At 34.7% G+C, this 13,091-nt stretch carries 16 protein-coding genes; 2 read left to right on the top strand and 14 right to left on the bottom strand.

Features of this window, described 5'->3' with window-relative positions; translation table 11 throughout:
- Positions 1-23 precede the first annotated feature (23 nt).
- From ACZIYX_RS02380 to ccoS, 10 genes are all read right to left on the bottom strand, one after another.
- Complete coding sequence (locus ACZIYX_RS02380; RefSeq protein ID WP_462680595.1) at positions 24-467, bottom strand: hypothetical protein; 444 nt, start codon at positions 465-467, stop codon at positions 24-26.
- A 71-nt stretch (positions 468-538) separates the two neighbouring features.
- Complete coding sequence (locus ACZIYX_RS02375; protein ID WP_462680594.1) at positions 539-982, bottom strand: Hsp20/alpha crystallin family protein; 444 nt, start codon at positions 980-982, stop codon at positions 539-541.
- A gap of 95 nt (positions 983-1,077) precedes the next feature.
- Complete coding sequence (locus tag ACZIYX_RS02370) at positions 1,078-1,494, bottom strand: hypothetical protein (protein WP_462680593.1); 417 nt, start codon at positions 1,492-1,494, stop codon at positions 1,078-1,080.
- Between the two features lie 650 nt (positions 1,495-2,144).
- A complete protein-coding gene (locus ACZIYX_RS02365; RefSeq protein ID WP_462680592.1) occupies positions 2,145-2,846 on the bottom strand; it encodes a sulfite exporter TauE/SafE family protein in 702 nt (233 codons plus the stop codon).
- Positions 2,847-3,293: a FixH family protein gene (locus ACZIYX_RS02360; RefSeq protein WP_462680591.1), complete on the bottom strand. Its 447-nt coding sequence runs from the start codon at positions 3,291-3,293 to the stop codon at positions 2,847-2,849. It lies immediately after the preceding gene.
- A 77-nt stretch (positions 3,294-3,370) separates the two neighbouring features.
- On the bottom strand, positions 3,371-4,792 hold the full coding sequence (gene ccoG, locus ACZIYX_RS02355) for a cytochrome c oxidase accessory protein CcoG (protein ID WP_462680590.1): 1,422 nt from the start codon (positions 4,790-4,792) through the stop codon (positions 3,371-3,373).
- A gap of 163 nt (positions 4,793-4,955) precedes the next feature.
- On the bottom strand, positions 4,956-5,912 hold the full coding sequence (locus tag ACZIYX_RS02350) for a cbb3-type cytochrome c oxidase N-terminal domain-containing protein (protein WP_462680589.1): 957 nt from the start codon (positions 5,910-5,912) through the stop codon (positions 4,956-4,958).
- Positions 5,909-6,094: a CcoQ/FixQ family Cbb3-type cytochrome c oxidase assembly chaperone gene (locus tag ACZIYX_RS02345; protein WP_462680588.1), complete on the bottom strand. Its 186-nt coding sequence runs from the start codon at positions 6,092-6,094 to the stop codon at positions 5,909-5,911. Before ACZIYX_RS02345 ends, ACZIYX_RS02350 begins: the two co-directional genes overlap by 4 nt.
- A 5-nt stretch (positions 6,095-6,099) precedes the next feature.
- A complete protein-coding gene (gene ccoN / locus ACZIYX_RS02340; protein ID WP_462680587.1) occupies positions 6,100-8,301 on the bottom strand; it encodes a cytochrome-c oxidase, cbb3-type subunit I in 2,202 nt (733 codons plus the stop codon).
- A gap of 1 nt (position 8,302) precedes the next feature.
- Positions 8,303-8,497, bottom strand: a complete 195-nt coding sequence (ccoS, locus tag ACZIYX_RS02335; RefSeq protein ID WP_462680586.1) for a cbb3-type cytochrome oxidase assembly protein CcoS — start codon at positions 8,495-8,497, stop codon at positions 8,303-8,305.
- A gap of 189 nt (positions 8,498-8,686) precedes the next feature.
- Here ccoS and ACZIYX_RS02330 point away from each other — a divergent pair, with 189 nt between their 5' ends.
- Positions 8,687-8,815, top strand: a complete 129-nt coding sequence (locus ACZIYX_RS02330) for a hypothetical protein (protein ID WP_462680585.1) — start codon at positions 8,687-8,689, stop codon at positions 8,813-8,815.
- A 194-nt stretch (positions 8,816-9,009) separates the two neighbouring features.
- The gene (locus tag ACZIYX_RS02325) at positions 9,010-9,144 is read left to right on the top strand and encodes a hypothetical protein (protein WP_462680584.1); all 135 of its coding nucleotides are present in this window, start codon (positions 9,010-9,012) and stop codon (positions 9,142-9,144) included.
- Positions 9,145-9,194: 50 nt separating this feature from the next.
- Here ACZIYX_RS02325 and dsrP read toward each other — a convergent pair whose 3' ends face one another.
- Genes dsrP through ACZIYX_RS02305 form a run of 4 tightly spaced genes read right to left on the bottom strand, consistent with a single transcriptional unit; the run spans position 9,195 to position 13,000 of the window.
- Positions 9,195-10,523: a sulfate reduction electron transfer complex DsrMKJOP subunit DsrP gene (gene dsrP / locus ACZIYX_RS02320; protein ID WP_462680583.1), complete on the bottom strand. Its 1,329-nt coding sequence runs from the start codon at positions 10,521-10,523 to the stop codon at positions 9,195-9,197.
- A 7-nt stretch (positions 10,524-10,530) separates the two neighbouring features.
- Positions 10,531-11,649: a 4Fe-4S dicluster domain-containing protein gene (locus ACZIYX_RS02315; RefSeq protein WP_462680582.1), complete on the bottom strand. Its 1,119-nt coding sequence runs from the start codon at positions 11,647-11,649 to the stop codon at positions 10,531-10,533.
- Between the two features lie 11 nt (positions 11,650-11,660).
- Positions 11,661-12,311 carry a cytochrome c3 family protein gene (locus ACZIYX_RS02310; RefSeq protein WP_462680581.1) on the bottom strand — a complete coding sequence of 217 codons (651 nt, stop codon included), beginning with the start codon at positions 12,309-12,311 and terminating at the stop codon, positions 11,661-11,663.
- Positions 12,312-12,316: 5 nt separating this feature from the next.
- Positions 12,317-13,000, bottom strand: a complete 684-nt coding sequence (locus ACZIYX_RS02305; protein WP_462680580.1) for a nitrate reductase cytochrome c-type subunit — start codon at positions 12,998-13,000, stop codon at positions 12,317-12,319.
- Between the last annotated feature and the right edge of the window lie 91 nt (positions 13,001-13,091).

Raw genomic sequence — 13,091 nt, 5'->3', positions numbered from 1 at the left:
TTATTATCAGAAGATTGTCAAAATTAATGTAACAACCGCTTTTGTTTACTTTGCTTTATTATGGTTTTAATTAAATCAAAAATGTTTCTCTTTACTTCTCTGTACTCTTTAAGAAAATCATTTACTGTAACCATTAATTTGCGGTGTTCTTCTTTATATTTTTTTTCTTCTACTGGCTGATCTATGCCATCCAGTAATATAGTAAGCTCATTATGATGATTGATGATTTTTTTTAATAATGGCTCTATATTTTTTTTGCTTAAGGATAATGTCTCTACAATTGGTTTACTTTTATCGAATATTGTTTTTGACAGGAGTTGCAGGGTATGGTTTTCTATAAGTTCTTCTAAAAAATGTTGTTCATCTTTTATGAATTTAAGTTCTGAAATCCAGTACAAAGAGGTTTCATGCAACTCTTCGGGGCTTCTCCACTCTATATATTTTGGATTTGGTTGTTTTGTTTTCATGGGATTTATATTTTAAAAAAAGACAGAGAATACTACTCCAAAAATTTATTCTCTGCCTTTTTAGTATTGAGTTAATTTATCTCAATAATTTTTTTAGGTTGTTCTTGTGCTTCTTTACTTTTTGTTAGATTAAGTATGAGCACTCCATTTTTATAGGTAGCTTTAACTTTTTCATTTTGATTTACACTGGCGGGTAATTGCAATTTTCTATCTAATTCATTATAGCTAAATTCTCTACGAGTGTATCCTTCTTCTGCTACCTCATCTTGTTTACTTTTTTTTGCACAAATGTGCAATACATCATCTTCCATAGTTATTTCAATATCATTTTTTGAAAAACCGGGAACTGCAAGTTCAATTTCAAAATCTTCCTTGTTTTCTTTAACATTCATTGCAGGGATTTTTTTATTTCTAACAAAAAAATCATCTGCAAAAAAATCGTCGGTATCCAACCAATTAGAAACTCGGTCATTGATCCAAGGAAATCTGTTTTTGTTAAATTTAATTAATGACATAATGTTAAGGTTTATTTAGAGTTGTTATTTACTTTAAAAATAGGATAACCTATTGTTTATTAAAATGATAATTATCAGATTACTTCATTTTGCTATTACTTTTTACTGCTTTTCAAAACTCCTCCGGCGTAGGTAAATATTTTTGATTTTAACTCTCTGAATTTTTTATAAAAATCATTAAACTGGTTCTTTAATCTATTATGCTCTTTATAATATGCCGTATCACAAGAAACAGTATCACATTCTAACATTCCGCCCAGCTCGCTTTCATGTTTTCTTATCTCCAGATGTATAGTTTGTATTTTGGTTTCTACATCTTCAATCTGGCTTTTAAATTCTTGCAATCTTTCAAAAAGATTAGGTGTATTGGGTTCAAACACATAAGAGTTTAACAGTTGTTTTATGAATTGTATTTCGGTTTCGATAAATTGAATACTTGATTTCCAGTCTAAAGTATCCAGATGAAAATCTTTTAGTTCTTTTTCTGAAGCACTATTGATTTGTGTTCCCATTTCTTTTTGGTTTTATAGTATGTTGAAAAGTTACATACTATTTAAAAAAATAGAAATGATAATTATCAGGTTTTAAGTGTTTTAGTATATTTTTTTTGCTTTTTTATTTACTTCTCACATTTACGTTACTCATCCTTCGAGTAACCTCAGGGTTCGTGGTAGTTACATAGTGGACAGAAACTCATAAGGGGGGCTGAGGTGACTCGAAGCCCGGCACTACATTTATCACTCCCGTAACTTATTTTACATTCCCGGATATACAAAACCTTTTCCCGACGATTAAAAAATGCTTCCCGTAGATATGGATACCCTTCCCGTAAGTGGAGAAACTCATCCCGTCACTATAAAAACCTTTCCTGACAGGGTAGTACTACTTCCCGGCAATCAAAAGTGTCGTCCCGGCTGCTGGGATCAAGTATATTGCAGGCAGAAACAGATACCGTGGACTGAGACTCTTGAAGTCCACCCTTCGAGCACCTCTGGGCTTGGGAGATATCTAAGGTTTTGTTTTTTGTTGTTTTAGGCTTTTGGGCTTTATTTTTGCCCGGGTTATGTAATAAAAATAGTTTTTATAGAGAGCATATCGAAACAAAAATGCAATTAGGCGGGGCTTGGTAAAACTATCTGAAACCTGTTATCTTTGAAAATATTTAATGGCATTCAAAATCTGCAGAAACTGTTTCTACAGCAGGTTTTGGAGAAAGATATGGGATACCTAATCCAAGCCCCCGTAAAATAAAAAGCAAACCAATTAGTATTACAAATACCGGAATTGCTTTTTGAATATGTTGCCTAGCTTTTTGGGACAGAAAATTCCCTGCATAAACGGCTACGGTCATTAACGGGATGGTTCCTAGCCCAAAAAGAAGCATATACAAACTACCTTGTAAAATACTACTGGAAGCAATAGATCCAAAAACGGCCATATATACCAATCCGCAAGGCAAAAAACCATTAAGAAAACCTATGGAAAGAAAAGTATCCGGGGTTTTCTTTTTGAGAGCTGCGCCCAAACTATTTTTAACTTTGGCAATGATTTTATAAACAGGCTTAGAGAAATTATATTTTATAAAGATTTGATATGGAGTTATTACTAGTATAATCATCATGACTCCAACAGCAATAGATAATTTTTGTTGTAATCCAAAAATAGAAAAGCTTTTTCCTAAAATACCAAAAAATACACCAATAATACTGTATGCTAACAATCGCCCAAAATGATATAGAAAGACCTGAAAAAATTTTTGAATAGTATTGGACCGGTTTACCGGTAACATAAAAGCAATAGGCCCACACATTCCTACACAGTGAAAACTACCTAACAGACCTAATATAAATGCCGATAAGACCATTTAATACGTAAATGATTTTTTATACAGATAAGCGGTGTTGTCATGTCTCCAATCTATCGTTATATTCCAACGTCCTTCTATCATGTTTTCATCCTTAATCAAAAACTCTGATCCAGAAAGTGAGATAGGTATTTTGAAATCCAATTTTTCATTAGATGGTCTGTACAAGGATACATTTCCTGAGATTTCTTTATAATTTTTATCTTGTGGAAAAGAAATAATCAAGCCTTTGTCTGTTTTTTTTATAGTAATATTGGTCGCTAAATCTTTTGAATTTTCCTGGGCATCAATCTCTTGCTGAAAAGCAAGCTCTTGTTTGTAATAATCTTTTGTTACCAGATCATGTTCATATTTTTTTTCTGTATTCATTCTTATTACAAAGTACAATATAAAAGACATAAACCCTATAAAAACCAATACGATAGCTGTTCCCCAATTTATTTTCATAATCTTATTTTTTTAGTTTTTGATTCTGTCAGTTTTGGAGTTTTTTGATTTATCAAAAAAAATCCACTATCCACTATTTACTTATAACTTCTGGGACCTAAAAAGGCTGTGGTGGTGGTTTCAATTAATTTATCTTTACTGTATACTCCTATTTTTAATCGATCTTTATCTCCTTTTAGAGCAGCTCTATTGATTTCTATAAAAAGGGTTCCTTCAGACAGTCCTTGTTTTGGAATAGTAAAATTTTTATGGGTGACCAGTTCTATTTTTCCTTTATGAGACAGTAGTTCAAAATGAATGTCTTCAATTTCTGAGGTAGTTTTGTTTACGAGTTTGTAGGTAAATACATTGCTAATAATATTATTGTCTTTATGCTCGTAGAGTTGTCCCGGAAGCCTTAATATATTTGCTTCTACATCATTTCTTAAAAACGACATTCCTAAAAAAACTCCTATAAGAATTACCAATACGGCGCTATATCCTTTTAATCTTGGAGTAAATTTAAACTTTGCTTTTTTGGCAATATTATCTTCGCTGGCATATCGTATAAGCCCTTTGGGCAAGTTTACACTTTCCATTATATGATCACAAGCATCAATACAAGCGGTACAGTTTACACACTCTAATTGTGTACCATTGCGAATATCAATTCCGGTAGGGCATACATGAACGCATTGAAAACAATCGATGCAATCTCCTTTTCCGGCAGATGAGCGATCTTCATTTTTTTTGAATTTTGCACGTCCTGTATCTTTTTCTCCACGCTTATAATCATAAGCAACCACAATAGATTTTGAATCTAGCAACACTCCTTGTAATCTGCCATAAGGACAAGCAATAATACATACTTGTTCTCTAAACCATGCAAATACAAAATAAAAAACGGCAGTAAATATAAGTAATGATATTAGGGTGCTAATATTTTTAAAAGGGCCGTCTGTAATGTATTGTATTAGTTTATCACTACCTATTAGATATGCCAAGAACACATTGGCAATCAAAAAGGAGATAACAAAAAATACAGACCATTTAAGAATTCGTTTTCTTATTTTTTCGGCATTCCAGGGTTGTTTGTCCAAACGTATTTGTTTACCACGATCTCCTTCGATCCAATATTCAATTCTACGAAAAACCATTTCCATAAAAATGGTTTGCGGGCAAATCCATCCACAAAAAATTCTTCCAAAAGCAACGGTAAATAGGGTGATAAATACGACTCCTATAATCATCGAAATAACAAATAGATGAAAATCCTGTGGCCAGAATGGAGCTCCAAAAATATTAAATCGACGTTTTAAAACATTGAACAACAAAAATTGGTTTCCGTTGATCTTAATAAAAGGGGCCGAAAACAGAAACAGCAATAAGCCATAGCTTACCCATTTGCGATAGGTGTAAAACTTACCATTGGGTTTTTTAGGATATACCCAGGCACGTTTTCCTTCTTCATTTATTGTTCCGATAGAATCTCTAAACTTTTCGTTTTCTGGTGTTTCCAATGGGCGTAGTTTTTATTAGTAATTATTACAATTGTTTTAAAACCTTTATGCAATGCCTTTTTAAAAAACTAGTTTTTCAATTTGAGTTTATCGAAGGCTTTTTAATAATAACCTAAATAATCTTCGATAAACTCAGTTAAGCATGTATTAAGGTTTGTAACCTTTATTGATTTACTGCTACAGAGGTGGAGTCGGATACGCTGGCAGGGACTTCCTCTTTTATAGTTTCTGTTTTTGGAGCATCTGGGTCTATCCAGATTTCTCCTTGGGCTTCTTTTGGTTCTGCAGGGGTTGTACCACCAAGTGTAATTACATAACTAGCTACCTGAGCTATTTCGGCAGGTTTCAGGGTTTGTTTCCATGCTACCATTCCTTTTCCATCCCGTCCGCCTTCAGAAATTGTTCTGAATACATTTTTAATACCTCCGCCCAAAATCCAATATTCGTCGGTAAGGTTAGGTCCAATACCACCGCCACCATCTGCCTTATGACAAGCAGCACAATTGGTTGTAAAGACTGCTTTACCAGCATTGATATCGGCAGCATCGGTAAGTAAGGTAACTGTATTTGCATCTACCAGATCTTTTGCAGTTTTTTTATATTCTTCGATAGCAATTTTAGCCTCGGCAACTTCGGTTTCATATTCTTCTTTTTGTGTATAATCGTTGTACAGATGAAAACGTATTAAATAAATAACCCCAAAAATGATAGTTGCATAAAAACCATATACCCACCATGGTGGAAGATTGTTGTCCAGCTCTTTGATACCATCATAATTATGATCCAGAATTATTTCTTCTTCTTTTTCTACAGGTTTACTATCCAGAAGTTTTAAGTAGATATTTTTGATCCATCTATATTGCTTTTCTTTTTTAGCTTTTTCGGCCAAAATATAACGTTCTTGTGCATCAGGGCTTAAAGAACGAAACAATATGCTGCGCAATGCTTCCAGACTAATTTCTATAGCAACAGAAAACAATAGTACCATTCCTAATACCAACCAAGTTAATGGTTGCGCTATAAATGCAGATTGTTCTCCGGATTCGACGGTTATTTCTATCAACAAATAGGTGATCAATAGAAAAACAATAACTCTTATATAGGATGCAGTACTTCTCATAACACAGTTTCGTTTTCGTTATCTAACGGGATTTGACTTACTTCTTTTATATGTTCTTTTTTTGCGGTGAAAACCCACCAGAATAATCCCGCAAAGAATATGAAAAATATAAGCAGAGAAATTATAGGATATATCTCTATACCATCAATACTTTCCATGTGGCCTTTTATAAATTTTAGCATGGTATTTATTCTTTAGTTTGAACTATATTTTCTTCATTTTTTACTTTTATATCGGTTCCTAATCGCTGTATATATGCAATTAGTGCTACGACTTCTCTATCTCGCATTTCAATAAAATCCAATCCGTTTTCTTCAGCATATTTTTTATCTGCCTCGTATGTCTTTGCAAAGTCGGGATCTGTATACAGGTTTTTTTCTATTTGCGTAGCCTGTTCATCCATCCACTCTTGTGCTCTGGCAATTTCTTCTGTGGTATAAGGCACACCAAGAGTTACCATCGCATTCATTTTGGTTTCGGTATCAGATCGATCCAGTTTATTTTTAATTAGCCATTTATAACCAGGCATAATAGATCCTGACGAGGTACTTTGCGGGTCATAAAAATGGTTTAAATGCCAGTTATCCGAATACTTACCACCAATTCTCATTAAATCAGGACCAGTTCGTTTACTTCCCCACAGAAAAGGATGGTCGTATACATATTCTCCGGCTTTAGAGTATTCTCCATATCGTTCTACTTCGCTACGGAAAGGTCGGATCATCTGGGAGTGACAAGAAACACAACTTTCTCTTATATAAATATCCCTGCCTTCTAACTCTAAAGGAGTGTAAGGTTTTACACTGGTAATCGTAGGGATATTAGATTTTACCATTAATGTAGGTACAATTTGTACAATACCTCCTATTAAAATAGCAATGGTAGCAAATATGGTAAGTTTTACAGGTCGTCTTTCTAACCAGGTATGGTATCCTTCTTTAGCAGTTCTGTGCTTGGTTACTTTGGTAAGGGGAGCAGCCTCTGCCAGTTCATCGGTAACGGTACTACCACTTCTAACTGTTTTAACAATATTGTACAACATCACAAAAGCTCCCAGGATGTATAAACTACCTCCTATGGCACGCATCCAGTACATTGGGATGATCTCATTAACAGTTTCTAAGAAGTTACCATAAGTAAGTGTCCCGTCCGGATTAAATTGTTTCCACATAGATGCTTGTACAAATCCTGCAACATACATTGGTAGTGCATACATTATAATACCCAGGGTACCAATCCAGAAATGAAGATTTGCTAATCCTGTAGACCATAATTTTGTTTTGGTTAATCTTGGGATTAACCAGTATATCATTCCAAAGGTTAAAAATCCGTTCCAAGCCAGAGCACCAACATGAACGTGAGCAATAATCCAATCGCTAAAATGGGCAATTGCGTTTACATTTTTAAGAGATAGCATAGGACCTTCAAAAGTTGCCATACCGTATCCGGTAATAGCTACAACCATAAACTTTAAAACAGGGTCTGTACGTACTTTATCCCAAGCACCTCTTAATGTTAGTAACCCGTTAATCATCCCACCCCAGGATGGAGCAATTAACATTACAGAAAAAGCTACACCAAGATTTTGAGCCCAGTCTGGTAACGATGAATATAATAGGTGATGCGGTCCTGCCCAGATATAAATAAAGATCAAAGACCAGAAATGCACAATGGATAATCGGTATGAATAAACAGGTCTGTTTGCAGCCTTTGGAATAAAGTAATACATTAATCCAAGAAATGGTGTGGTAAGAAAAAATGCCACTGCATTATGACCGTACCACCATTGTACCAAAGCATCCTGTACACCTGCATATACCGAATAACTTTTTAAAGCACTTACTGGTAATTCTAAACTATTGAATATATGAAGAACCGCTACGGTAACAAAAGTTGCCAGATAAAACCATATTGCAACATACATGTGGCGTTGTCTTCTTTTTAAGATGGTTCCGATAAGGTTCCACCCAAAAGTTACCCAAATTACAGCAATCGCAATATCAAAAGGCCATTCTAACTCTGCATATTCTTTGGATGTGGTATATCCCAAAGGCAATGTAATTGCAGCACCAACTATAATTAATTGCCATGCCCAAAAATTAATGTTACTAAGGGTATCATTAAACATTCGGGTTTTTAGTAATCGCTGTGTAGAGTAATATACACCGGCAAAAATGGCGTTACCAACAAATGCAAAAATAACTGCGTTAGTATGCAAAGGTCTTAATCGACCAAAACTAAGCCATGAAATACCGTCTGTAAGATTAGGGAATAAAAACATAAACGCCAGTAGTAGCCCTACAGACATACCTACAATACCCCAGAGTATCGTAGCATACAAGAATTTTTTCACGATTTTATTATCGTAATAGAATTGTTCCATTTCCATATTATGATTGTTTAGTTGTATTGGATCCTGAAGATTTTTCTTTATTTTCTTTTATAAGTTCATCATCAAATAGCATACGTACTGACGGGGTATATACATCATCATACTGACCATTTCTAACCGATATAATAAAACTTATAAAAAAGACTATGGCAACGATTATACTAATCGTTAAGAGGATATAAATAACACCCATGTTTTACGTTTATGCCTCAAAAGTATGTGTGAATGTTTTCTTAAAAAATGACATTTATCAGGTTTTACTAATTATGGTTATTTGTAACCATAATCTTTAGGCCTTTGGGGTTGTCTAAAAGAACAAATAATGGATAATTATAAAAAATAGTACTTTTTTATACATAGTACTGTAACAAAAATAAAACCTGTGCGTCTAGTAAGTATAAAACAACTTAAAAAATCAAAAACCATGAGAACTTTAGACAGCAACCAAATCACTAATAAAACAATAGGAACCAAAGGATATGTATGGAACTCCAAAAGACGTTACAGATAAATCTAACTACTCAAAACACTATAACAATTTATTAAGAACAATTAAAACACAAAAATTATGAAAACTACAGAAAACAATCGAATTACCAGAAAATCAAATACTCCTAACGGGTATACGTGGAATTTAAAAAGACGTTACAGATAACAAACATTTATTAACTCCTCTCCCACACAGAGGTTCAAAAACTAGCCATTATGAAAACGATACAAAATATTAGAAAACGATTAAAAACCGTAACTCAAAAACAAAATATGTTTTTGGATTGTACTACAAACCATCACAATAATGAGGACATTCTATTTGCCAGAATTAAGCGATATGCATATTAATCTATATTTTAAAATGCATTAACAAGCCGGATTCCACACAGAGTTCGGCTTTATTTAGCTTTAAAACGCAATTTTCCTATCTCTATCTTGATTGCAGTTTTTGCAAGTATCGTAAAAATAAAAGCTCCTAATGCCCAAATACCTATAGTTACCCCTATTTCTATTCCTGTAGGCATATACTCTACAATTTTTCCATAAGGACCGGGTATAAATCCCGGTACTATCAAACCAAATCCTTTTTCGATCCAAATAGCAATAAAAAGGATAAAGCAACAAAAATATAATACCTTTAAGTTATTTCTTAGTTTACCAAAGGTAAGAAGTATAGTTGCCAATACATTAAGAGGTATTGCGGTCCAAATCCAGGGCAACAAAGCAGTTTTACCATGTAAACCAAAAAACAAATAATAAGCACTTTCACTATGATGTGTAGGGGCATAAAATTCTTTAAACAATTCAGAAACCAACATAATCAGGTTTATTTGTGCCGCTACTGTAACGATCATACTAATTTTTTTGATCGTTTTATCTTCAATCTTAAATTCTGTAAACCCTCTAATAACTGCCAATACCAATATAATCAAAGCAGGCCCTGCCGCAAATGCCGATGCCAAAAACCGAGGGCCTAACAGAGCATTGTTCCAAAAAGGACGAGCTTGTAATCCCTGATATAAAAATGCAGTTACCAAATGTATACCTACTGCCCAAAAAACTGATAATATCGCTCCGGGAACATATATTTTTGGGTTTGGCACTTTTCCTTGATAACGCATAAAAAGTATATAAAAAGGAATACTAATATTAATAAACAAATATCCGTTAAGGACAATTACATCCCAGGTTAACATAGAGTTCGGAAAATTAAAAACCCCTATACCCGGGATCATGTGCCAAAGAACAGATGGTCCTCCCATATCTGCCACAACAAAGGCCAAACACATAATTAATGCAGCTACAGCCAATCCTTCGCCTATTAGCACTGCTTGTTTAAAATCAATATCTTTAAGTACATAAGTTGGCATAACCAACATAACAGCAGCTGCGGCAACCCCAACCAAAAACGTAAAATTAGAAATGTACAATCCCCAGCTTACCCTGTCGCTCATACCGGTAACACTTAATCCATGTTCTATTTGTATAGAATAGCAATACATGCCTATAAGCATTACCAAAGTCAAAAAACCCATCCATACGTGGTATTTTTTGGATCCTTGTGTTATGGTATCCAGACTATCTATTAGTAAACCTTTAAAAACTTTAAATCGTCTCATCATTCTATCTATTTGTATTATGGCGTTTCCCTCATAACTTCGGGTCGGGCTTTGCGCTATATCTTTTTTTGAAATAAAAAAAGGATGCCGCTTCAATCCCTTACGCATTATCATATTAATCCATAAAATACCAGAACTTGGGTTCTGTACCCAGATCCTCTTTTAATCGAAACACTTTTTTATTTTCTAATACCCATCTTATGGTGCTATTTGGATCCAATAAATTTCCAAAAATTCGGGCACCAGTAGGACAAGCGTCTACACAAGCAGGATTTTGACCTTTTCTGGATCGTTGTACACAAAAAGTACATTTTTCCATTACACCTTTTTTGCGCATACGGTTTCCTAAATAGTGCTGATTTTTGTTAATTTCCTTTTCAGGAACTTCCGGGGTACTCCAGTTAAATCGTCGCCCATCATACGGGCAAGCAGCCATGCAATACCGGCAACCTACACACCAGTCATAATCAATAACAACAAGACCATCATCTTCTCGCCAGGTAGCTTGTACCGGGCAAACTTCTACACAAGGTGGATTATCGCAATGAAAACATTGTGTGCCCATATAAAAATGTCCTTCGGCAGGCACTTCATGATAATAATTATCATCAGCATCATCAAACTTAAACCCTTCTCCATCTTTCATTTCATGAATACGAATATATTGCATTTGCGAGTTTCGATCCTGATTGTTTTCTTCAACACAGGCACTCACACAATCCATATACCCCTGGCATTTAGAGATATTAAATGCATATCCAAAAAGCACATCTTCCTCGGCATTTTCAGAAGTCATGCTTATAGTTTTTCCGGTTCGAAGCTGGTAGGAGCGCACCAATCTATCTACGGTCCCTTTTTTTTCATTATCGGTCATCAATTTATAGTTTCCTTTAAATTGCTCTTCCCAATCGATTTGTGCTTTTTCTTTAGAGTCTTCTCCTGTAGTTATGCTGCAAGAAGTGCTTACTGCTCCAGCTCCTATTAATAAGCTGGCTGTTAATTTTCTAAATGCAGTTCGGCGATCCATTTGTACATCAAATACTTGATCAAAACCATCCTTTTTACGTTCTTCACCAATAGCTTCATTTACGGCATTATCAAATTCTTCATCACTAATTTGATCTTTGGCACGGGAACCACATGCCCCAGATGTTTTTCCACACCCACAGGAACCAGAAACTTCCTTTTTTGCATTATTCAGGTTTAATGAAAACCACTTTTTGTTATCGCTCATACCTTATATTATTAATGCTCTAATTCGTCTTTTCTATCTTTTACGGTTTGGGTATTGTACCTTGCCGGCCATCTTTTTTCAAAACCCGGGTTATGGGGGTTATGACAGTTCACACAGGTCATCGATGCTCTTGGGGGAGCCCAACCAGAAATTTTCTTTCCATGTGCCCCTCCCTTCCAATCTTCAAACTGGTTGGTATGGCATTGACTACAGAGCTGGTAACTTTTATCAAAATCTATTTTGTTTCCGGTTAGGCTGGTAAGTGTGTTCATGTCCTTACCATTATGACAGGTAATACAGTTCATAGTATTGCTATTGGCATGCATTACTTTGATATCCCAATGTGCTTTTTTGCCATCTATACTATTTTGCATTTGATCCAAAGGTTTAGAATGGCACTCTATACAGGCAAACGATTTAATTTTACCTTTACGTTCTGGAATTAAAAAAGTGTGTCCCCCCTCTGTAATCTCTATAAGATCCATATCTTCCAAATATTTTTGAGAATGAATGGATGTACCATGATAGTGGTTACTTTTATCCTTGATTTTATCTGTAAGGCTATGGTATTTATCTTCCCTTTGTTTACAGGAAACAAGTAGTATCATAAATAAAAACAGGTAACCTGGTATATGTATATATGTGCTACGATAGTTAGTCATAATTTTTAATTATTGTTTCTTGAAAAAACACTTTTCTCAGAGTATTCAACATCATTTGGCACGTGGCACTGTCTGCAATTAATACGTTCCGGATGCGTAACCCTTATTTCTTTGGGGGCACCTGGTCCTGCATGGCAAGACAAGCAGTTTTCGCGCATTTGTATAGAGTGCGGGATCATTGGAGGGCTACCCGGCAAGGCATTATGTATACCTGTTATGGGTTTTTCAACTTTTGTAAAGCTAGTTTCTGTAAAAAATGTTTCGGTATTTTGAGCTACATGACACTGCCTGCAATTGATCATTTGGGGGTGAGGTGTTACTGGTGCATACGCATTGAATTTTTGTACAAATCCTCCATTTTGATGGCATTGTAAGCAAGTATTTCCTCCCATGCTCATCTCTTGTTTTACAGGATGAGGAATACTAGGGGGAGCCCCATGATATGCTCTATTGTCATAGTATGTTTCTAATGTTCTCTGATGTTTTTCATCGATTGGCATATTTGCATAATCCAATGCATAATCAGATCGCTCAAATACTCCTGCTTCTGAGGGGATTACCCGAGGCAAAATCTCATTTTCTAATGGGATATATGCATCTTTCAATCCTGTTTGATAGCTATAATTCCAAATAGTTATAAATGCTATAAACAACAGTACAAATAGTGATATAATACCTAATCTTTTCATCTAATCCACATTGTGGAGTTTAATTCTCCGAGGTTATTGATTTTAATTTTTGCTCACTAAGTGAGGTTTTAATATTCTAAGGCTTGCTACA

It is taken from the genome of Aquimarina sp., from assembly GCF_977115655.1.
Note: the sequence above shows the minus strand (reverse complement) of the source record. Positions and strands in the feature narration are given on the sequence as shown.